The following is a 23,025-nucleotide window of genomic DNA, read 5'->3' as shown; positions in this document are numbered from 1 at the left end:
CCTCCGGAGCGGCTTTGATTAGCAGAGTTTATTTTTTTGCAAGATTTGTGCTTCTAGGAATCCAGCACAGCCGCAGAGCGGCTCCCTGTTTGTAGATTGGGTTAATTTTGTTCGCGATTTCTGGCCCTGGCGAGGCCGCCTGAACGAATGCCGAATTTCAGTGGGCTCCGCCGGAGCCGCACTTCTTTACGCCGGATTTCGTTTCTACAAACAGGGAGCTCCTCCGGAGCGGCTTTGATTAGCAGAGTTTATTTTTTTGCTGGATTGTACTTTTAAGAATCCAGCACAGCCGCAGAGCGGCTCCCTGTTTGTAGATTGGGTTAATTTTGTTCGCGATTTCTGGCCCCGGCGGGGCCGCCTAAACGAATGTCCTGTTTCAGGGGACTCCTCCGGAGCCGCACTTGTGTATGCTGGATTATTTTCTACAAACAGGGAGCTCCTCCGGAGCGGCTTTAAGTAGCGATATTTTTTGCAAGATTTGTGCTTCTAGGAATCCAGCACAGCCGCAGAGCGGATCCCTGTTTGTAGAATGGGTTAATTTTGTTCGCGATTTCTGGCCCTGGCGGGGCCGCCTGAACGAATGCCGAATTTCAGTGGAGCTCCTCCGGAGCGACTTTGATTAGCGGAGTTTATTTTTTTGCTGGATTGTGATTTTAAGAATCCGGCGAAGTGCACCGTACGTTTTTTACAGGGATCAATGCCCTGTTTCAGTCTGGTGCCTTCTTTCGTTCATGCGGCAAGTAGATTGCTTGCATTCTCCAGTTTGGTATTTACCCAAAAAAAACCTTTGGTATCTAATAAACTGGCGAATGTCTTTAACGATTACCCTCACTGGTATTTTGGCGCTGATTGCGCTTATTTCAATTGTCCGGCTCAATACGTTCCTGGCTTTTCTTGCCGTAACGACTGGCGTGGGTCTGGCACTTGGGCTTCCTGTGCTGACAATTGTTGACTCTGTTCAGAAAGGAATTGGCGGTACACTGGGTTCTATTACGGCCATTATTGCCTTGGGCGCCATGCTGGGCAAACTGGTTGCCCAAAGCGGCGCTGCCGAACGCATTGCCTTCAAACTGATGGAAGTGGTCGGAACTTCCAATGCGCGATGGGCATTTATGCTGACGGGGTTTATCGTCGGACTGCCTTTGTTCTACTCCGTCGGATTTATGCTGCTGACACCGGTTGTCATTACGGTTGCATACCGTTACAGGTTGCCGGCCCTGTACATCGGGCTCCCCATGCTGGCATCCTTGTCTGTTACACAAGGGTACCTGCCGCCACATCCGGCACCGCTGGCCATTCTGAAGCAATTCAATGCATCGTTGGGTACCACCCTATTTTATGGCATCCTGATTTCGGTACCCGCCATACTGATTTCAGGAGCATTGTTCGGGTCCACGCTGAAGAAATACACGCAACTGCCGAACCCGGCATTCATAGCACCGGAGATGAACCTTGATAGAATGCCTTCCACTTTCACCAGCTTTTTCACGCTTCTGTTTCCGCTGTTACTGATCGGGATCAGCACGCTGGTCAGTCCGTTTTTACCAGCGGATTTATGGATCACCAAAACTTTGCTTTTTACAGGAGAGCCGATTATCAGCATGTTTCTTGCCGTGATTCTGGCAACCTTTACGCTCGGTCTGCGGCAGGGAAAGTCCATGCAGGAAGTGACCAATCTGCTGTCTGATGCCATTAAGGACGTGGCCATGCTTTTCCTGATCTTTGGCGGAGCAGGCGCTTTCAAACAGGTTTTAACAGATGGAGGCGTAAACCAGTCCATTGCAGATCTGATGGAACACTCAACGCTGCATCCCTATGTTCTTGGCTGGGGCATGGCCGCACTGATCCGCGTTTGTGTGGGATCATCCACGGTTTCCGGCATTACAACGGCCGGCTTTATGGCCCCGCTGCTTGCATCAACTGGCGTTGACCCAAATCTAATGGTTCTGGGCATCGGTGCCGGCAGTATGATGTTTTCACATGTAAATGATACGGGTTTCTGGCTTTTCCGGGAATACTTCCAGATTTCCATGACGGACACACTGAAAACGTGGTCCATCATGGAAACGCTGGTTTCCGTCACCGGGCTAGCCGGCGTCATGGGCCTCCACTGGTTTCTTACCTTGTTATGATCAAAGCTTCTCCGGAGCACATTAATTGCAAGTGCAGCTTTACCAAAATCTTTATATTCAACAGATTAAATATCCCCGAGCTAAAAAATAAGCTTCATTTTGTCAAGCGCCGGACAGCTGCTGTCATCCTGGCTGATTACCGAATAATAAGTTTTTAATATGAAAAATAATTATATGTATAATTATTTCCGGTTAAGCATGCTTTTTTGCGTCTTATGAGCAAGAATCCAAATTCTGTTTCTATTTAAAACTTCAAGCGTCTGCTCAACTTTAAGCCAAAAAAAATTATGAAAAAAACGGTACTGTATTTAGCCTTGTTCCTGATGAGTATGCAATCCCTGCTGGCGCAGGAAGCAACCTTGCTGAAAGACATCAATGTGACCAGTTCAAATGATGGACTGCGGATTTATGAATCGATTGCAGTTGGCAACATGGTCTATATGATTGCAGACAACAACCTGCAGGAAAAAGGGCTGTGGAAAAGTGACGGTACTGCGCAGGGTACCGTGCTGGTCAGGGAATTTAAGGGATTCAGAAATGTTAATAAGCTGACCAGCTCAAATGGCATAATCTATTTTACTACAGACAATAATTTAGGGAGATACCAATTATGGAAAAGTAATGGTACTCCGGAAGGCACTGTTTCTTTTCAGGAAGTCCGGGATAGTCCTTATGACCCTAACCGGCGATTGCTTTTAGATATAAATGGAACGCTCTACTATTGCGGACCTTCCGGGTTGATGAAAACAGATGGGACAGCACAAGGCACGGTACTGGTCAAATCTCTGGATTTTTATGATCAAGGAATTGAACAGATGGTCAATGTAAATGGCAAGCTGTTTTTGATTATTGGTACCAGGTTGACCGATATCCGGAACATTTACAAATCGGATGGCACGGCAGCAGGAACCATTGCTGTCACCAATTTTCCGGCTTACAACGCTGGTCCTCCACTACTGGTTGCTGCTGGCAACAATCTTTACTTCGGCAACTACCCCTTTGATTCCAAGTCATTATACAAGGTAAGCGATACATCTCCGTTAACGGTGATCAAAGCATTCACAGGTCAAGTTCTTAACCTGACTGCTGTGGGAAGCAGCCTGTATTTCACAGCCAGTGATGCCGCCAACGGAAACGAGCTCTGGAAAACGGATGGTTCTACGACGGGTACGGTACTGGTCAAAAACATCAATCCGGGCACAGCTTCATCAAACCCTTCCCTTCTTAGGGCCGTGAACGGACAGCTTTACTTTACTGCAAACGATGGTACCAACGGTCAGGAGCTTTGGAAAAGTGGCGGAACAGCTTCCACAACGACTCTGATCAGAGACATACGGCTGGGAAGTGCAGGTTCCGATATCAAGGAGCTTACAGCTGTTGGCAGCAAGGTTGCCTTTACTGCCAATGACGGTACAGGTGAAAAGCTGTGGCAGAGCAACGGGGATGTAAATGGCACCAAAGTGCTGGCCGAGGTCACTGCTTCCCGCCTGCTTGATGCAAACGGCACGTTGTACTTCAATGGCAACGCGGGCAAAGGTCTGGAACTCTTCAAAAGCACAATGGTCACAGGCGGCACCAGCGCATTAACGGATTTTGGCAGACCCGGATCCATTCCGCTGGGCTTTACGGAAGTTAACGGCATATCCTACTTTACTGCCGATGACGGCATCCATGGCCGCGAGCTCTGGAAAACCGATGGAAGCACAGCCGGCACCATGCTGGTCCGAGATATACAAAGCGGTGCAAACAGCTCCAATCCCGAGCAGATCACCAATGTGAACGGAACGGCTTTCTTTGTCACAGGCAGCGATTCACAGGTGCATAGCTTATGGAAAACGGGCGGAACAACTGCTACAACCATCAAGGTCAAAGATTTTACCAAATCAGACACGCTTCAAGGACTCATCAATGTAAACGGAACCCTGTTTTTTGGTATTGATAACGGCAGCGGCAGTATGCAGCTCTGGAAAAGTGACGGCAGCACGGCCGGAACAATACTGGTTAAAACGTTCTCTCAAACTGATACCTTTTCACCAGTCGTGATGAATGGACAGTTGTACTTTGGCGCCTATGACGGCATCAACAGCATAGACCTCTGGAAAAGCAACGGCACGGCCGAAGGAACTGTGCTGGTCAAGGACGTAACTCCTAACTGGGGCGAGACCATGTACAGATCTATTGTAGTAAAAGGTAATTTTATTTACTACATCTTATCAGAATTGAAACAATCTGATGTTAAATATTATCTGGTGAAAAGTGATGGTACTGCACAAGGAACAACCGTTATCAAAACATTTGATTCCTATGAAGATCGTTTTTCCAAGCTCACTGTCGTCAACGATCTGATCTTTTTTGTTGTCTGGGATGGTGCTGCCTTTGATGATATCTTTGGTGAGGTTGTATGGAGAACCGATGGTACGGAGCAGGGCACCTTTCCCCTGACAAAGTTGCGTTCTGACGATGGAGACCCTTCCATTCATACGCATGATATGCTGGCTCTAAACGGCTTCTTCTACTTTGTACCTGATTTACAAGGAGAGATATGGAAAAGTGACGGAACAGTCGAAGGCACTCAGCAGGTCACAAACATTGGTTCACAGGCAAACGGGGCAAACATCCGACATGTAACAGCCATAGGAGAAACCCTGTATTTTAGTGCAACAAACGAACAAAGCGGCCGTGAAGTCTGGAAAACAAATGGAACTCCGGAAACAACCAGTCTGGCCTACGACATGAACCCGAATGGCTCAACATTGTTCTATGATATGGGAGCCCTGAACAATCAACTTCTGATTTCTGCCGATAACGGCATGTACGGCGCCGAGCTGTTCCAATACAAGGATGCAGTGCCTATGGCTAACACCATCCGGATCAATGCAGGCGGGCAGGATTTCACGACCGCTACCAAAAAACTGTTTATTGCAGACAAATACTATGCGGGCATCGACCGCACCAGTGCCGTTGTCAGCGGCGATATTTCCAATACAACCAATGATGTATTGTACCAGTCGGCACGCTGCTCGCCTTCGTTCAGCTACAACATTCCGGTTGCCAATGGCACCTTTGATGTATACCTGCACTTCGCTGAAACCTACTTCGGAGCTCCGGGCAAAAAGGGCGGAAAAGGCAGCCGGCAGTTTCACGTCAACATGGAAGGCAGCCGCAAACTGACCAATTATGATATCTTCGTCAAAGCCGGTGGGGCGATGCTTGCCACGGCAGAAACCTTTACCGTCAACGTCACAGACGGCATGCTCAACATTGATTTTCTGACCGGCGCAGCGGACCTGCCTCGGGTTTCGGCCATTGAAGTGATTCCTGTTTCCAGTGTAACGCTAAAACCCCTTGCAGATGCCTATGTACGCGATGGAAGCTACGGCGCAGCCAATTACGGCAACCTGCCTGAACTGGATGTCAAGAATGCAGCCGGCGACGCTTCCATCAAACGTTCGTCTTACGTGCGTTTTCAATTGCCGCAAACGGTAAATATTGGCTCGGCCAAACTGCGTATCTATGGCCATAACCATGAAAACAGCAAAGATATTTATGTGCATGTATACGGTGTGGATGACGATAGCTGGACTGAAAACAGCATCAGCAAAAACAATGCGCCGGCTGCTTCGACTGCTTCACTGGGTTCCGTAGCTGTAAACGACAAGTACAAGTACTACGAAATTGATGTGACCAGTTATGTAAAAGCGCAGCAAGCGTCCAGCGGCGATTTATTGACCTTACTTTTGGCAGATCCGAACAACCGGAACACCAGACTGGTTTTCAACAGCAAGGAAAACAGCGCCAACCCTCCGCAGTTAATCATTCAGCCTGCATCTGCAAGCAACAGCTCGGACCGCTTAAATCAGGAAGAGATCATTGCAGAAAATGCGGAAACTGAACAGGGATCAAGCATTTACCCAAATCCGGTAAAGAAACAGTTTACGGTTGCACTTTCCCTGCAGCATGCAGGCCCGATTTCCTTTGAGCTGATCAGCCAGTCAGGAAAAGGTTATGCTGTCCGTGCGACTCAGGATGCAAAAGCAGGAGAAAAAGCGGAAGTGAACATTTCCAGTCTGACTTTAAATACAGGCATTTACATGCTGAAAATACAGTCGGATGCAGCAACAGAAGTCATTAAAATGCTCGTTACCGAATAAAAAAAGTTGAAAGTTAAAACCAAAAAAGCCGCTCATCTTGTCTGATAAGCGGCTTTTTTGATTCTGAAACAAATCCCGTATCCGATAAAACAACCAGATACTATGCATACTTGCTTTTCAGGAAAGTAACCAGATCAGCTTCCAGTTTTGTTAGCGGAGCATGAAATACCGTACCGATCACATTCATACCCGTCAGAAATGGGTCCAGGAAACTCAACAGCCAGTTGGGCGACATGGCATGCACGGTAACCTGATTCCCGTTTTTTGAAATTTGCGCCCCTACAAATTCTGATTTCCGGACAACAATACTTCTGTTTTGATCTATACCAAAAAAGCGGTAAGAATACCCGGAAGAAAATTCCTGCCTGAGAACTTGTGCGATTTCTTCGGTGGACGGGTCCTGTTCTATGGTGAAAACCTTCATATGCTAATTTGTTTGTTATCAACGCTTTTGCCAAAAGTTCGGAAAAGAAATTCAGTTTTCAAAGCAGGCAGTCCAGTTACTTTTCCCGCACCAGTGAAGTATAGGTTCCTTTGCAGGTTTCCATCAGCAGGTTGTCTGCGGTTGGTGTCGTTAAGGTCATTTCAGGACAGCCGCCGCAATACACGTATTGACAGGCAGGATCAGACTCAACCGGTTTAAGAGGTTTTGCCTCAAAAAAATTTTCGTTCAAAAAATAGTTTTGTGGAAGGCAGCAAGGCCTGTAACCATTTTCATTTACCAGAACGCCATCATACCGGAACACATAAAAAGCAGCATTTTCTGTGGTAACTGTGTCGGTGATCAAGGAATCGCCGGAAGCCCGGGAATATGCTATGACCCGCCATTTGCCTGCAATGGATGCAATTTCCGGAAGCGGTTCAGGATCAACTTTTCTGCTTTCCCTGCATTGCACGAATGCAAGAAAAGTCAAAATGAATAATGTTTTTTTCATAACAGTTTGTGTTTGATGTTCAGACTCCGGGCGGCGATTATTGGTTGTAAAAGACACAGTTAACAATTTTCAGAACTTCGTTTTTTTCAATTTTGCTGCCGCTTCGTCTTTCCTGTGGCGATTGATTTGAAATGGGAAAGGCACTTTCGGGTAAAAACACGGTCAACTTCTATTTTGTAAACGGTTGATTAAGGATTTCAAACCAGAAGCAACTTTCAGCCCTGCATGGAAATAAAAGGACTGAAGCAGCCGCATTTTACAACAGCTGTTTGCAAATGTCATGGAATTCTTAATTTTGTAATATGGAAAATACGAAACAACGCCCGGTATCGGAATTCAACAGCCAGTTAAAGCTGAAAGGGTTCAATGCCTTTGAACTGGAACGGGACACCAATGCCACACGCATTTACAGCAGAAAGGATTTTTATAAAATCTGCCTGACAACCGGCAAAAGCAAAATCCACTACTCGGACAGAAGTTTCGAAACCGAAGGAACCGTGCTGTTTTTCGGGAACCCGCATATTCCGTATTCATGGGAAACGCTTTCCACCACTTATACCGGTTATACATGCCTGTTTTCAGAAGAATTCTTTTTAGCTTCGGAACGTACCGAAAGTCTTCAGCAATCTCCGTTTTTCAGGATTGGCGGAACGCCGATCCTGAACATTTCTGACAAGCAGCGCGAGTTTGTTAATACCTTGTTCCAACGGATGATAGAAGAACAGAAAACAGATTACTCGTTTAAGGACGAACTGATTCGCAATTACATCAACCTGATTATCCATGAGGCGCTGAAACTGCAGCCGTCTGAAAATTACAACCAGCATAAAAATGCTGCAGGCCGCATCACATCCGTATTTATGGAATTGCTGGAAAGACAATTTCCAATTGAAAGTGCCGACCGTCCGCTCCAACTGAAGACGGCGCAGGATTATGCCCGGAACCTGAATATGCACGTCAATTATCTGAACAGGGCCGTAAAGCAGATTACCGGAAAACCTACCACAAGCCATATTACCGAGCGGATTGTGAGTGAAGCCAGATCACTTCTGCAGCATACGGACTGGAACATTTCCGAGATCGCCTACGCACTGGGCTTTGAATACCCAACCTATTTCAACAACTTTTTCAAGCGGATGACCGGAACGAATCCAAAGGCTGTCAGAATCGAAGAAGTTTGAAATTCTTAATAATTGGTTTGATTGTCTTTACCTGACCGGCCTGCCGATTGAGGAATTTTGTCCTTGGATTCCAATTAAGAAATTCTATGACAAATCACCTTCATTCCAGACAGCCGGGCATTTCTGCAAAACAAATTCTGGTCATTGCATGGCTGGCCATGTTGGCAGCCCCGTGCATGGCGCAGCGCCATGAGAAGCCATCAGACGCAAGCAACGGCATTTTTCCAAAAGGTCAGCCGGGACCCGCCGATAATTTCACCGGAAAAGCCTGGAACTACGGCCTTGTACCTGCCGATAGTACGCTTACGACCCTTGTGGGCAACGTATACTTTGAACCGGGAGCACGAAGCCACTGGCACACGCATCCAGCCGGGCAAATACTTGTGATCACGGACGGCTCCGGTTATCATCAGATCAAAGGCCAGCCAAGGCAGACCGTTAAAAAAGGCGACGTGGTTACATGTCCGCCCAACGTAATGCACTGGCACGGGGCCGGTCCGGATACAGGCATGCAGCAACTCTACATTGTGCCCAATACCGAAAAAGGAATTGTGGAATGGATGCAGGCGGTTACAGACGAAGAATATACGAATCCGAAATAACAGCAACATGGAAAAGCACAGCAACAGCAGACCCGTTCCTTCCAGAAGAAAATTCATTCTTCCAAATTTGCCAGCATCTTCCATTCGGACATTCACCAAATGAAAGGTGAATGGAGCCAGCAGCAATAGCTGCAGGTACCGGGTCATAAGATTGCCGGGATCGTGGCGGCGGCATTTCTGAAGCGCAGGAAGTCGTACCGGGCTGTGCCGACAACAAGATTTTTCCACAGATACAGGTAACCAGGGCAGCGGCCGTGCGCGATGCATGGAAAAAAGTATTGGACAAAAAAAACCGGTACAGATTTGTTATGGATGCTGCGACCATTTAGAATGATCTGCCGAAAAAGGCAAAATCACCGATTTACATGAATACATCAGATACTGAAAAAACTGTTTTTGACCGCATGAAGGCCGGCGAGCCGATCAGAATGGACGATCCGGGGTATGAAGATTTCAGCAAAGCCGTTGCCCGTACCATTCGGTTATGTGTGGAAATGAATGCCGGCGCAACGGACACGGACGAAGTGCGGCGATGGCTTAGCGCAATTACCGGAATGTCTATTGACCAATCGACAACCATTTTTCCACCGTTTTACACGAACTTCGGCCACTTCATCAGTCTGGGTAAAAATGTGTTCATTAATCATGCCTGCTCGTTTCTGGATATGGGTGGCATTGTTATTGAGGATAACGTCATGATCGGACCGCGGGTGAATATTACATCCGAAACCCACCCGCTTGAACCGGCAGACAGAAAAGCACTAATTCCAAAAGCGGTTTTCATCCGGCGAAATGCCTGGATCGGTGCAGGTGCAACGATCCTGCCCGGTGTAACGGTTGGTGAGAATGCCGTTGTAGCAGCCGGATCAGTCGTAAGCCGCGATGTGCCCGCCAACTCGGTCGTAGCCGGAATACCTTCAAAAGTTATGAAAGAAAATATATAAACATCCAATCAATCTACAACATGACAGAAACAACAAACATCAAGGCATACGGTACGGAAGCAGCCGAAGCCCCATTAAATCAACTTGGCATTGACCGCAGAAAACCGACCGCACACGATGTGGAAATTGATATCCTTTACTGCGGCGTTTGTCACTCCGACCTGCATACCGCAAGAAACGAATGGCACGGCACGATTTACCCCTGCGTACCCGGCCACGAGATCGTGGGCAAGATTGTCAGCGTTGGCGACCATGTGAGCAAGTTTAAAGTGGGCGATGTCGTGGGTGTCGGATGCATGGTGGATTCCTGCCGTGAGTGCCAATATTGTCAGGAAGGTCTGGAACAATATTGTGAACCCGGCATGACCGGAACCTACAATTCACCGGATAAATACCTCGATACGCCTACTTTTGGCGGATATTCCGAAAACGTTGTTGTGGATGAAAATTTCGTGCTGCGCATTCCTGAAAACCTCGAACTTGCCGCAACGGCTCCGTTGCTATGCGCAGGTATCACCACCTATTCCCCATTAAGGCACTGGAATGTCGGCCCGGGCAAAAAAGTAGGGATTGTCGGTATTGGCGGCCTAGGTCATATGGGTATCAAAATAGCCAAAGCCATGGGCGCCGAAGTAGTTGCATTTACAACGTCAGAATCCAAATTCGCCGAAGCAAAACGCCTGGGTGCAGACGAAGTGGTGATGTCCAAAGACGCCGGGCAAATGGCTGCATATCAGGGAAAGCTGCATTTTATTCTGGACGCGGTTTCTGCCGAGCATGACATCAATGCGTATCTGGGCCTGCTTCGTGTAGACGGCTCGCTGGCGCTGGTGGGTGCACCGGAAAATCCGCTTCCTGTTGCTGCATTCAGCCTTATTGCCGGACGCAAAAGCTTTTCAGGTTCCATGATCGGCGGTATAGCCGAAACACAGGAAATGCTGGATTTCTGCGGTGAGCACAATATAGTTGCAGATATTGAAATGATCGATATTCAGCAAATCAACGACGCCTATGAACGCCTGCTGAAAGGTGACGTAAAATACCGCTTCGTCATTGATATGGCTTCCCTGAAAAATCAGGATTGAAGAAGGCAGGATTGAAGGAGGAAGGACAAGAGGATTGTAACAGGCCCTCCTCCTTTTCTCCCTCTTCCCTTTCCTCCATTCACCCTTTCCCCTTCCCTCCCTTTTCTCGTCGTGCCGTATGTATCTGCTTCATGGAACAGGCATTGCAATACGTGCGTATTTTTTTATCTTACAGAAAAATATTCCTCCATGAAGCGGACACTTTACCTGATCCTGTGCCTGGCCTGCCTTTGCTGGCAATGTAAGGAAGCGGAAAAACCGGTACCCAAAGCCCCTGACATAAAAAAAATCAATGTGCTGGATTTTACTATTCCCGGAGTAGACCCCAAGAATATCAGCATTGGGAAAGATCTGATTGTTATAAACCTTCCTGAAAATTATGCTGCGGGCGATTATATCAAACCGGAAGTCGTACTGGAAGCGGGCTATAACTCTACATCGCCCGCACTGGATGGATTTAAATATGAAAATCAGGAAGTCGGCATTTCACTGCATAGCAACAATGAAAGCAGAAACTTCAATATTATCGTCGTTCCATTTAAAGCGATTCAGCTCGCAGAACTTCCGAAAAACCTGCAACTGACGCTTGAACCGGACACGCAAATCAAAACTGCTTTCAAGCTGAAAGGAACCGTGGCCACCGTTTTTGAAGGCGAAACGCTGATTTATGCGCCAAAGATCCGTTTTACAAGCAAGGCGACGGGTGAAATTGCGTATGAACTCTATGATCCTGGTTATAGCCGGTTTCAGGATTCCATGTCCGTTACATTGCCGGCTACCATGGTGCCCGGTGAATACAAGGCAGAAGTAGTCTGGGGCCCGAAAGCGGAATTGCTGTCTTCTCAGATCATTGTTAAGCCCGGAGCTGTTTCTTTCAGAAGGGGTTCCTGGCATATGCTCGAACCCGACCGTTATTTTGAGGTAAACGGATTTAACTTTTCGTCCGCTGGCAAGTACGAAGCCATCATTGAGAATGATTTCACAGCACCGGAACGCATTGCTCTGAAGTATGAAAAACCGGGATCATTGTCCGGCAACCTGCCGAAAAGCATCGGTTTGGGCAATTACAAAATCACTTATCTGGAAAACGAAAAAGAAAAGAAGCCTTATTCTGAAAAACAATGGCTGCTTCAATATTCCGGCGAAGATCACTTTTTCATAACCAGGACCCGCACCCAGCCCATTGCAAGAATCGTGACGCAACCTTCACGCCGCAGTTCATTTAAAACTTACCTGAATTCCAGCTTGCACTATTTTCCATCCGTTACGGAAATCAGCCGGAAGGAACCGATACTGGTTTACAGCGAAACATGGGGTCCAACACCAGACAAGATCGAACTGGTTCTCGTTGATCATCAGAGCAAAAAAGAATTTGTACTGCCTTTTTCAGGCAGCGTTTACGGGATTTTCGATGGTTTTCTCACGTTTCCGGCATTTCCTGTCACCGACGATATCCCCGACGGAGCATATGAAATTTACATGGTCCGCGGTATGGAAAAAACGGAGCGGTACAGCCGGATTATTACTTTAAGGTGAGTTTTTGCGAGATATAAAATGTAAAAAACCGAACGTGAGATGTTTGGTTGTTTTTACAGGCTTTTATGTTTTTCCCCCCATTTTTCCAGCTCCTTGATAACCGGCTTCAGATCGTAGCCGATGGGTGTCAGTTCGTATTCAACGCGTGGCGGGACTTCCGCGTAAACCGTGCGTTTTACAATATGGTTTGCTTCCAGCCTTCGGAGTTGCAGCGTCAGCATTCTTTCGGTTATGTTGGGCAAAAGCTTTCTCAGCTCGCCAAATCGGAGCTTTCCCTGCATTAACCAGGAACAGATCACCAAAGCCCACTGGCCGCCGATGAGGTTGGCCGTATACACTTCCGGACATTCATCGGACAGGGCTGCTTTGTTGGCAAAGTTGGTCGACGTTTCTTTGATCTTTGACATTACTTACATTTCTTATAGTACCGCACAATGGGTTGCCAATGTACGAAATTGACGTTATGCCCTATACTTTTGCATTATAAAAAAGGCAAGTTCTAACAAAATGAAAACATTGATAATCGTTGTTCATCCCGATCTGGAGCATTCGGCTGTGAATAAAAGATGGATTGAAACGCTGAACCGGTTCCCTGAAAAGTATGTCGTTCATTCATTGTACGAAGTTTATCCCGATGAAAAAATCGATGTTCAAGCAGAACAGAAAATGGTGGAGCAATATGACAAAATTGTTTTCCAGTTTCCATATTACTGGTTCAACTGTCCTCCGCTATTAAAAAAATGGCTGGATGAAGTACTGACACACGGCTGGGCCTATGGCAGCAAAAGCGGCTACAAACTTGCGGGCAAGAAGATCGCGCTCGCTATTTCACTGGGTGCCGATGAACAGGAATACGGGCCGTCGGATGTATTCAAATATTCATTAACCGAATTGACCCGTCCTTTTGAACTTACGTTTGAATATATAAAAGCGGATTATAAACCGCTGTTTGCCATCTACGGAATTGATTACCATGCTTCGGCTGAATGGATTGAAAACAGTGTCGTACAGTATCTGGATTTTCTGGACGCATTTTAAAAGATTTTTCAGTTCCTGAATTTAATTTAAAGTTCTATCCGCTTTTACCGGTTTGCTGTAAAACCATAATCGCTGATCAAAAAAACCTTCCGGGCACACCGGAAGTACAGCTCTCTTACAAACGAAGGCTGCTTAAACGGGAATAAGCAGCCTTCGTTCCATAAATAAAATTTTGAAATCAAGCGGTTTACGGCCTGTTCCAGAATTGTCCTGTTACCATCCGGCGTTCTGGCCAAGCTCCGGATTGCGGGTGCGGTCAGCTTCGGGAATCGGATAAAGATACTTTTTGTCTGCCCATTCACGGGGTCCCGGGTTCCACAGGATTTCTCCCGAGGTTCCGTTTGAAAGCTGTAACCTTCCTACTGCAGCAGAAGGACTTACATCGACAAATGCGATGGATGGCGTTGTAGAAGCCGGTTTGGTTCCCTGATAAAAATAAACATCCTTGATGCCGTCGCCATTCAGGTCGTACTCGCCCAGTGCAGGAACGTACATGCCGTTCATCGGGGCAGTCTGAAACAATTCACCGAGTTTCCATCTTTTCAGATCATCGGTACGCAGGCCTTCAAATACCATTTCCACGCCTCTGTCGCGCAGTACTTCCAGCAGAACGGGGTTTGTAAATTTTCCGTTGAAAAAGGAAACCATGTAAGGATCGGCAACCGTAGGCAAGGTATGCAGCGTGGCACCGGTGATACCTGCCCTTTTGCGCAGCGCACCAATGGTGGCGGTCCAGTCGGCAGCGGTCATTTTGTTCAGTTCGGCCAATGCTTCGGCTTTGTTCAACAGTACTTCTCCCCAGCGCATGATGATATGCGCATTGTCGTTCCGGCTTTCGTCATCGAACGGAAAACGTTCGTCGTAGCTCCATTTGATGGGCTGATACCCGGTGTAAGTCTGGGTAAAATTGGGCGGTGCGACCACCGCCACGCCATTTTCTGTCCTTTTGTAATCGCCCACGCGTATGGTTTGTTTCAGGCGCAGGTCCCGGTTTTTTACCTCCTCGATGAAAGGCGTTGCCTGATAGCCGGCTTTGCTCGTAAAAGGCGTTCCGTCCAGATTAAGGTAAGTGTTGACAAAACGACGTGTCAGGCTGGGACGGTTTCCATATGTCGGGCTGATAAAACGGCGGTTCGCCGAGCTGAAAACCTGCAGACTTGCATTCAAAGCCACTGAAAGGATTGTTTCGTCCGGAAAAGCGTTTTTGGCAATGAACATTTCCCGGTAAGCTTTGTCCAGAGATGTTCCCTCGTGCAACGTAAAGCCGGTTATACTGTTGGCTTCTTTCACCACTTCCTCATACCATGCACCGGCAGTAGACTGCTTGTTGTACCCGGTATGGTATTTCCGGAACGATGCTTCAAAAAGGCAGATCCGGGTTTTGTATGCACGTGCCACATTTTTTGTAATGCGGGTAACGCTCGGATCGGAGGTCAGGGTTATGTTTTCAATGGCGTAATTCAGGTCGGCCAGTACTTTGTCCATAACTTCAAACCGGTCATCCCGCTTTCCGTACAAAGCTGCTTCGTCTGTTACCAGGATTGTTCTGTCAATCCAGGGTACATCGCCGAATCTTTTTACCTTGTCAAAATAAAACAGCGCTCTGAAAAAATGGGCTACGCCCAGATAATGGTTTTTGGTCGGTACGGTACTCTTTTCGGCATTTTCGATAAAGTAATTGATGTTACGCAGATCCGTCCAGTTCCATCCCGTGCTGGTGATCGGACTGAGCGCACCGGGTGCCAGGTAATTGTCAACGCCGTTGCGCGCCACCAGATCCGAATTGTCGTCGTCCTGAAATACGCCTACATCCGTATTCGGCAGTTGGTCATAGAAGGAATTTACATACAGGTCAAGACCGCTTTCGGAACCGAATACGGCTTCGTTGGTGGCTGTGTCCACCGGTACTTCATTCAGGTCGCAGGAACTCACGCCGCAAAGCAGCAGCATGGCCAGTATATGGTTGAATCGTTTTGTCGTTTTCATGATAAATCAGAAGTTGAGTGTCAGACCAAGTGAAACTGCTTTGAGCATCGGGTAATTGTATCCATCGCCGCTGCTTCCTCCGCTAAGATCCCGGTCGGAACCGTAAATGCTGCTAACGTCGGTATCGCGCGTCCATTTGTACATTGGCGACCACGTCCAGATGTTTTCTGCAGACATGTACACTTTCAGGTCGCGTGCATGGATTTTGGACACAATGCGGTTTGGGATCGTGTAACCGATTTGCAGATTCCGCAGGCGTATGTAAGCGGCATTCTGTAAATAGCGGTCATTGGCAACCTGCAGGGCACGGCCTGTTCCCTGTGCTACATAGCCGACCAACCGGGGCAGATAGGCATCAAAATTGCCCAGTTCCTCGCGGAACATATTGTCCTGGTGCCAGCGCGGATACGCATTGTACGGACGGTTGTATTGTCCCCAGAAGCGCGATTCAGCCGACGGGTACCAGTCCTGTTTGGCTACACCCTGAAAAAACCCGGCCACATAGATCCCGTTCCAGTCACCCGAAAGGTTCAGGCCAAATGTATAGCGCGGTTCGGAATTTCCGATGATCGTTTTGTCGCCCGAGTTTCCTACGCGGTTCAGTCCCTGGTAAATAACATTGTCTCCGTCCAGGTTTTTGAATTTCAGGTCGCCTACATAATTCTTCCTGGTGTTGGTGTTCGGGATGTCTCGCTGTGAAGGCGAATCCGCAATTTCGGATGCCGACCTGAAAAGCCCTTCTACGCGATAACCCCAGATTTCACCCACACGCTGCCCTTCATAATAGTCGGTCAGGTTTTTATCCGGATTATTGTATTTGGTAATGATGGCTCTGGAATCTGCCAGTGTAAACCTTGCGCTGTAATTGAAAGGCCTGGAAGCCATTGTAAAATGATCCGACCAGTTAACAGAAAGTTCCCAGCCTGTGGTTTTCAGATCAGCATAGTTGCCTTTCGGAACCGTGGTCCCGAATACCGCAGGAACCGTAGGCCCGACTGTGAACATATCCGATGTCCAGCGGCGGTACATATCACCTACAAATGACAGGCGTTTGTTGAGGCTGCTGAATTCCAGACCGATGTTGCCCGTGGTTGACGTTTCCCATGTAAGCCCGTCCGGCACCACAACAGGCTGACGCGTAGTCTGCGGCCGGATGCCATTGATAATCCGTCCCGACTGACTGATCGAGAACTTTTCATTGAATGAGTACGGATCAATGTTTCCGTTGCCCAGCGAACCGTATGACGCACGCAGTTTGAGATTGGACAAAACGTTGGGGCTGACTTTCCAGAATGCTTCCTCGGATACGCGCCAGCCTGCGGATACCGACGGGAAAAATGCCCATTGCTGATCCGTAGGAAACTTCGAAGAACCGTCGTAGCGGCCGTTTACTTCCAGCAGGTAACGCTCGCGAAAATTGTAATTGACCCTGAAAAAGCCACCCGCGATTGCCCATTTCTGATAACCGCCGGTGGTCACGATACTTTGTCCCAAGGCCAGGTTAATGTCTTCTACGCCGGAATAAATGATGCCGTTCCGCTGTGCAGAAAGGTTGCTGTAAACAGATTGCTCATAATTAAATCCCGCCAGAAAGGTAAAGTTGTGCGAATTGCTGAACGACTTGACATAATCCGCATAAAAGTTGGTAGCCAGATAATTGGTCGTTCTTTTCCTTTCCATGATATCATTGGTATTTGTACCGGTATAACCGATAATCCCTTTTGCCCGGCTGTATGGAACCTGCACGCGGTTCTGCTGCGTACCGATATCCGTACTCTGAAAGGTCAGGTTTGCGCGGATGGTTAACGAATTATCAAAAAACTGTGACTTGGCGGCAATCTGGTTTTTCAGAAATCGCTGGGTGTTGTCAATGCCGTTGCGGCCAATGTAGTAATCACCGACAGTATAGGCTGCCGAGAAAGACAATGTTCCGTCCGGATTGAGCAGCGGAGCCAGCGGATGGCCTTCATCAGCAATATTGCGGTAAATCCCGCTGCCTTCACCCACGTTGATGGGCTGATGATATTTCTGCGACGAATATTCGGTATTGTTGTCGATCCGGAGCCACGGCGTTAGTTGAATGCTTCCTTTTGCACGCAGATTGTACATCTGGTAGTCGTCACTGTTGTAGCGGAACAAACCGCTTTGTCCATTATAACGGCCGCTCACAAGGAACGTTGCCTTGTTGCTGCCTCCCGAAACTGACAGGTTATGATCCTGCGCACTGAAACGTTCCTTGTAAAGCTCCTTGTACCAGTCCGTGCTGTAATAATACTGGTACTCACCTGTAGTCGGATTTACCTCTACCCTCGGCAGCGAGGGATCTTCATATCTTCTTTTGATTTCGGCCAGATAAGCAGGTGAAAAGCTGATGGTTTTGTTGATCGCCGTTGGTGTGCTCCCGTTGTCGTTCCAGCGCGACCACGCATCGCTGAATCCCTGCGCCCAGGGATAGGAATCGGTGAGGTTGTCCGGAACTGTAGTAGGTGATTTGATGGAATAATTGGTCGAGTAAGAAAGCGTCGTTTTTCCTTCCACAGGCATTTTCGTCGTAATCAGCACCACACCGAATGCAGCACGTGCACCGTAAATGGAAGCTGATGCCGCATCTTTCAGCACCGAAATGCTTTCAATATCATTGGGGTTCAGTACGCGTGGGTCTCCTTCCACGCCATCGATCAGCACCAATGCGCTGCCACCCTGCCCTATGGATGTCGTTCCGCGGATGTTAAAGCTTGGCGACTGCGTCGGTTTTCCGTCCAGCATTCTAAGGTTCAGATTGGGCACTGCGCCAACAAGTCCCTGCGCGATATTTGTAATAGGACGGTTCTGCAGTACCTCCTGCCCTACCTGATCCACGGCACCCGTCAGGTTCACTTTCTTTTGCGTTCCGTAACCAACTACTACTACCTCGCTAAGCGATTTGGAATCAGCAGCCAGCTGTACGTCGATGACACTTTTTGTGCCCGCATCCACTTCCTGACTGAGGTATCCTACATATGAAAAAACCAATACAGCGCCTTCTTCGGGTATGTCCAGAGAATAGCTGCCGTTTGCATCCGTTACGGTGCCGGTCTGGCTGCCTTTGATAACTACATTCACGCCCGGCAATCCTTCCGATGTAGCCGCATCGTTTACTTTGCCCGAAACCTGCCGATCCGGTTTTGAAGTCCGGATGGTGCGCTCGGAAATGCCTGTAAGACGCATTGCGGATGCCTTCACAGGCATTTCTGTCAGGCTGATGCCGCCTGCCAGTACAATCAGTGCCAGGCGGGCCATCATTTTTTTGAAGCTGCTTCCCGAAAGGAACAGCCTGTTTTTGCAGTAATGCATAAGGTAGATCTGGTTATGAGAGAATAGGTGACGGTTAAAAAATGCAGTACGTTTTAATAGCAATTATCCATGCAGCATCTGCGATGTGACTGATATTTTACTTGTATTTGATGCCGCAAAATTGAATAATTCCGATAACATGTTCTTTCCGGAAAACGATATTTAACAATTTCATAATCTGGTTCTTTCAAGACGGTAAAGAACAGAATGATATAATTTTACCTGTTAAAATTTATATTATTAAAATATCACGTATCCATAAATTTCTATATAACCGCATCAATTACATTTCAAAATCAACTACAACATCACTACATGGCCATGATTCAATGATTTTATTTAGTTTTGCCCAAATCCTGAACCTTGACCGATGAATACGATCTTAAAAAAGGCCATGCGAGTCATGCGGCTGTTCCCAGCTCTTTTTCTTGTGATTTCGCTGCATTCCATTCAGGCTCAATCCATGCGCATCATGAGTTACAACATCCGGTATAAAAACGCCGCTGACAGCATCAACGGCTGGGAATACCGAAAGGAGAACGTTGCGGCGCTTATCCGGTATCACAAGGCAGATCTGCTGGGCGTACAGGAAGCGCAGCCCGATCAAATGGCTGATCTTGAGAAACTGTTGCCTGAATTCAGCTGGTATGGCGTGCCCCGCGTGAGTGGAAAAAGCGGTGAATTTACAGCTGTCTTTTACCGGAAAGAACGGTACAAGCTGATTTCATCGGGCACATTCTGGTATTCCGAAACTCCGAATGTAAAGGAAAGCAAGAGCTGGGATGCATTTTATCCCCGTACAGCTTCCTGGTGCAAGTTCACAGATAAAAAATCCAAGAAAACATTCTTCTTTTTCAATACCCATCTGGATCACCATGGTGTACTTGCACGCGAAAAAAGCGCAGAGGTGCTTTTGGCTCAGATGGATTCCATTGCCGAGAAATTACCAGTCCTTGTTACCGGCGACTTCAACGCCGGTCCGGCCTCAGCAGCTTATAAAACTTTGACCGAAGGAAAAAAACTTCTGGATACTTATGACATTTCAGCCACGCCGCATTATGGTCCTGTCAATACTTCCAGTGGATTTGACGTAAAGAAAGAGCCGATCCGTTCCAGAATCGATTACATTTTTGTGAATGCAAAAGTGAAAGTCCTTGAACACGCCACGCTTTCAGATCAGCAGGAAGGCCGCTACTACTCCGACCATCTGCCTGTTATTGCAGAAATAGAATTGATAAAATAGCTCCGGAGGAGCATGTTGTTTGTAGAAATGACAGAACAAGCAGAAAGTACAGCTCCGGAGGAGCTTGTTGTTTGTAGAAATGACAAAACAAGCAGAAAGCATGGCTCCGGAGGAGCTTCCCGTTTGTAGAAATGACAAAACAAGCAAAAAGCATGGCTCCGGAGGAGCCTCCCGTTTGTAGAAATGACAAAACAAGCAGAAAGCATGGCTCCGGAGGAGCCTCCCGTTTGTAGAAATGACAAAACAAGCAGAAAGCATGGCTCCGGAGGAGCTTCCCGTTTGTAGAAATGATAAAACAAGCAGAAAGCATGGCTCCGGAGGAGCTTCCCGTTTGTAGAAAGCCAAGAACACCATCAGAAGCATCAGCTCCAGAGGAGCTTCCCGTTTGTAGAAATGACAAAACAAGCAAAAAGCATGGCTCCGGATGAGCATCCTTACAAACGCCAATCAACAACAATGCTCAATTCTGGACTTCACCATTGCAAAATGCATTGTTCATTACAAACAGGAAGCCGCGCCGCGGCTATTATTGCAAACCTTGGAAATTCCTACAAACAGGAAGCCGCGCCGCAGCTATTATTGCAAACCTTGGAAATTCCCACAAACAGGAAGCCGCGCCGCGGCTATTATTGCAAACCCAGAAAATTCCCACAAACAGGATTACGCAAAGCACACAACGAATTATATCTTCCGGAACTATATCCGGAATTGCATTGCAGAGAAAGTTTTATTTACTTGCAAATCAGGAATATAAACAAGGATTCAAATGGAAAATTTTGATTTAAGCTGGAACCTGACTGAATACGACAGGATCTTTAACTTACTGCCAGGCAAACCTGAACACAATCAATCCATGGAACTGAGTGTGCATTTGATTAAACACCTGCGCACTTCGCCACACGAACCCGCCTTGTATAATCCGGGAAATACAACCCAGGAACTTGTTACTTTTGTATACGACAAAAGCAAAGACAAATGGCTTTCTTACCTGCAAGGTGTACAAAAAGAAATACTTGTGAACTGATACCGGACAGCCTAATATCGTTGACCACGGAATACAAATTCGTTCTCAAACAGAAATGATCAAGAAACAAGAATTTGGAACTTGTTTCCTGATTGCATCCGGCAGGACATATCTCGGATGTGCCTAATGCGGTCTAGACCTGCTGACCTGGCAAAACAGCCCGTTCCCAGTACCCGCAAATGGACTGCAACTGGTCTTTCAAGCCTTCGTAAGTCGGCGCTTTTACATAAAACCCTTGCACCAGTGACATATAGGCTTCTTCTACATCTTTGGGATTAACAGACTCAGACAAGAAGATGAATGGAATGGAATGCTTCTTCAGCTTTACATCCGAGTTGATTTCCTCTTTCAGCTCCATGCCCGACATTCCGGAAAGATGAAAATCGCACAGGATTAAGAAAGGCCTGCTTTTACTGTTACTAAGGTAATCGATCAGCGCGTTGCCGTTATCAAAATTTACAACCTGACTGGCACAGCCAATGTCTCTCAGTGCATCCGTTACCAGGTAACGATCATCTTCATCTCCTCCTACGTAAAGGATCGGGTTATTTTCCATAGTTATTTTTTAAGGATATCAATATAAAAATCCGGCCAGTACATGGCCTTAATAAAACACAATCAAATATTTATTTCATCAGCCTGTGCTGCTGGGCGAAATAATGAACAATCAACAAAAACGAAGGTCAGATATGCTTGCATGTACTTCTTGAAAACAAAACAAACCTTCAACGTATATCACCAAACGGATGGGCACTATATGTCTGTTAAAAGTTTGTCTGTGCGTAATGACAAAATTTAAGAATGCAACGTTTTCAAAATCAATTCAACTTTTCGTACACACTATTTTGTCTGATTTTTTTCATATGCCTGCTCTGATTAAGTTACCCGGTCCGGCAGCAGGCAAAGCTGCCAATACCTGAAAATGGTGGACAAATCTTCTTTAAGTTTCTTGTAATTGTTGGTCTTGACGAAAAACCCTTGAACGGTATATTTGTAAGCTTCCTGGACCGTAAGAATGTTATCCGAAGTTGTGAAAAATAAGAACGGTATGGATCTTTTTTTCAGGAACGGAGAATTTTCGATGTATTCTCTGGTTTCCAGGCCGTTCATTGACGGCAGATTGATATCACAGATTATCAGAAAAGGCTGTTGCATACTGGATCCAAGGTACTTTATGACTTCAACGCCATCCTGAAAATAAATGACCCGGTTTGTGATCCCAAGTTCCCGTAATGCCTGTGTAATCAGCAATTGATCATCTTCGTCGTCTTCAACTAAAAAAATGGGTCCTGAATGTGGCATAAGATACTTTGTTGTACTATATTCTTGTTTTGATCAAACTGCTTTCAGGTGATCAGGTACGTTCCCAGCCTGACCGCCATGAAAACGGCTTCACCAGCTGCTTCTTTACTGTCCCTGCTGCTGCAATATACCGGATCTGACGTAATCAGATACTCATATCCGTTGTACCGAAAGTACTCTCCCGCTTTCAGTCCTTCCTTGCAATAGGCCGTAAATTCGTAAGCATTGGTCAGATCATTGAATTTGCTGTAAAGTTTTATTTCAATCATTCGTATATTTTGAGTTAAACAATTTGACCAAGTTGCTCAAATTATTTGGTATATTTTACAAGAACGTTTACTTTATACCGTAATTTTTTTACAATAATTATACCCGGCCCGTTTTTTGGTTACATATAAATTAAAAAAAGATACAATGCAGATGCTTTTGTGAGGACAAGTAGTTTATAACCGGTAAGTGCGTAACGGATATTCCATGGCTCGCCGGCATAGCCCGTTTATTTCCAACTGATTACTTACTAAAAAAAGCCGGCG

General features: G+C 46.8%; 18 protein-coding genes. 10 read left to right on the top strand and 8 right to left on the bottom strand.

Features of this window, described 5'->3' with window-relative positions; translation table 11 throughout:
- The first annotated feature begins 809 nt into the window (after positions 1-809).
- Complete coding sequence (locus FEM55_RS15850) at positions 810-2,132, top strand: gluconate:H+ symporter (protein ID WP_138282322.1); 1,323 nt, start codon at positions 810-812, stop codon at positions 2,130-2,132.
- Positions 2,133-2,419: 287 nt separating this feature from the next.
- A complete protein-coding gene (locus FEM55_RS15845) occupies positions 2,420-6,283 on the top strand; it encodes an ELWxxDGT repeat protein (RefSeq protein WP_138282321.1) in 3,864 nt (1,287 codons plus the stop codon).
- Positions 6,284-6,383: 100 nt separating this feature from the next.
- On the opposite strand, the gene FEM55_RS15840 is transcribed toward FEM55_RS15845, so the two are convergent.
- Complete coding sequence (locus FEM55_RS15840; protein WP_138282320.1) at positions 6,384-6,707, bottom strand: hypothetical protein; 324 nt, start codon at positions 6,705-6,707, stop codon at positions 6,384-6,386.
- A 76-nt stretch (positions 6,708-6,783) separates the two neighbouring features.
- Complete coding sequence (locus FEM55_RS15835) at positions 6,784-7,218, bottom strand: hypothetical protein (protein ID WP_138282319.1); 435 nt, start codon at positions 7,216-7,218, stop codon at positions 6,784-6,786.
- A 302-nt stretch (positions 7,219-7,520) separates the two neighbouring features.
- Here FEM55_RS15835 and FEM55_RS15830 point away from each other — a divergent pair, with 302 nt between their 5' ends.
- From FEM55_RS15830 to FEM55_RS15810, 5 genes are all read left to right on the top strand, one after another.
- Positions 7,521-8,399: a helix-turn-helix domain-containing protein gene (locus tag FEM55_RS15830; protein WP_138282318.1), complete on the top strand. Its 879-nt coding sequence runs from the start codon at positions 7,521-7,523 to the stop codon at positions 8,397-8,399.
- 86 nt (positions 8,400-8,485) lie between these two features.
- Positions 8,486-9,001 carry a cupin domain-containing protein gene (locus FEM55_RS15825; RefSeq protein WP_212748314.1) on the top strand — a complete coding sequence of 172 codons (516 nt, stop codon included), beginning with the start codon at positions 8,486-8,488 and terminating at the stop codon, positions 8,999-9,001.
- 365 nt (positions 9,002-9,366) lie between these two features.
- Complete coding sequence (locus FEM55_RS15820; RefSeq protein ID WP_138282317.1) at positions 9,367-9,945, top strand: sugar O-acetyltransferase; 579 nt, start codon at positions 9,367-9,369, stop codon at positions 9,943-9,945.
- 20 nt (positions 9,946-9,965) lie between these two features.
- The gene (locus FEM55_RS15815) at positions 9,966-11,030 is read left to right on the top strand and encodes an NAD(P)-dependent alcohol dehydrogenase (protein ID WP_138282316.1); all 1,065 of its coding nucleotides are present in this window, start codon (positions 9,966-9,968) and stop codon (positions 11,028-11,030) included.
- Positions 11,031-11,219: 189 nt separating this feature from the next.
- Positions 11,220-12,566, top strand: coding sequence for a hypothetical protein (locus FEM55_RS15810; protein WP_138282315.1), 1,347 nt, complete (start codon positions 11,220-11,222; stop codon positions 12,564-12,566).
- Between the two features lie 53 nt (positions 12,567-12,619).
- Here FEM55_RS15810 and FEM55_RS15805 read toward each other — a convergent pair whose 3' ends face one another.
- Complete coding sequence (locus FEM55_RS15805) at positions 12,620-12,973, bottom strand: winged helix-turn-helix transcriptional regulator (RefSeq protein WP_138282314.1); 354 nt, start codon at positions 12,971-12,973, stop codon at positions 12,620-12,622.
- A gap of 100 nt (positions 12,974-13,073) precedes the next feature.
- Between FEM55_RS15805 and FEM55_RS15800 the strand changes: the two genes are divergently transcribed.
- Complete coding sequence (locus FEM55_RS15800) at positions 13,074-13,604, top strand: NAD(P)H-dependent oxidoreductase (protein WP_138282313.1); 531 nt, start codon at positions 13,074-13,076, stop codon at positions 13,602-13,604.
- A 213-nt stretch (positions 13,605-13,817) separates the two neighbouring features.
- Here FEM55_RS15800 and FEM55_RS15795 read toward each other — a convergent pair whose 3' ends face one another.
- Positions 13,818-15,590, bottom strand: coding sequence for a RagB/SusD family nutrient uptake outer membrane protein (locus FEM55_RS15795; protein ID WP_138282312.1), 1,773 nt, complete (start codon positions 15,588-15,590; stop codon positions 13,818-13,820).
- Between the two features lie 6 nt (positions 15,591-15,596).
- Positions 15,597-18,923, bottom strand: a complete 3,327-nt coding sequence (locus tag FEM55_RS15790; protein ID WP_212748313.1) for a SusC/RagA family TonB-linked outer membrane protein — start codon at positions 18,921-18,923, stop codon at positions 15,597-15,599.
- A 370-nt stretch (positions 18,924-19,293) separates the two neighbouring features.
- Between FEM55_RS15790 and FEM55_RS15785 the strand changes: the two genes are divergently transcribed.
- Both FEM55_RS15785 and FEM55_RS15780 read left to right on the top strand, forming a co-directional pair.
- Positions 19,294-20,166 carry an endonuclease/exonuclease/phosphatase family protein gene (locus tag FEM55_RS15785; RefSeq protein WP_138282311.1) on the top strand — a complete coding sequence of 291 codons (873 nt, stop codon included), beginning with the start codon at positions 19,294-19,296 and terminating at the stop codon, positions 20,164-20,166.
- 766 nt (positions 20,167-20,932) lie between these two features.
- Positions 20,933-21,190 carry a hypothetical protein gene (locus FEM55_RS15780; RefSeq protein WP_138282310.1) on the top strand — a complete coding sequence of 86 codons (258 nt, stop codon included), beginning with the start codon at positions 20,933-20,935 and terminating at the stop codon, positions 21,188-21,190.
- Between the two features lie 133 nt (positions 21,191-21,323).
- Here the strand turns inward: FEM55_RS15780 and FEM55_RS15775 are convergent, their stop codons facing one another.
- The 3 genes from FEM55_RS15775 to FEM55_RS15765 all read right to left on the bottom strand — a co-directional run bounded on the left by FEM55_RS15775 (position 21,324) and on the right by FEM55_RS15765 (position 22,761).
- Positions 21,324-21,746, bottom strand: coding sequence for a response regulator (locus FEM55_RS15775; RefSeq protein ID WP_138282309.1), 423 nt, complete (start codon positions 21,744-21,746; stop codon positions 21,324-21,326).
- A gap of 320 nt (positions 21,747-22,066) precedes the next feature.
- Entirely contained in the window at positions 22,067-22,492 is a 426-nt protein-coding gene (locus FEM55_RS15770) for a response regulator (RefSeq protein WP_138282308.1), read from the bottom strand.
- A gap of 44 nt (positions 22,493-22,536) precedes the next feature.
- Positions 22,537-22,761: a hypothetical protein gene (locus FEM55_RS15765; protein WP_138282307.1), complete on the bottom strand. Its 225-nt coding sequence runs from the start codon at positions 22,759-22,761 to the stop codon at positions 22,537-22,539.
- Positions 22,762-23,025 lie beyond the last annotated feature (264 nt).

The organism is Dyadobacter sediminis, from assembly GCF_005860765.1.
Lineage (GTDB): Bacteria > Bacteroidota > Bacteroidia > Cytophagales > Spirosomataceae > Dyadobacter > Dyadobacter sediminis.
Note: the sequence above shows the minus strand (reverse complement) of the source record. Positions and strands in the feature narration are given on the sequence as shown.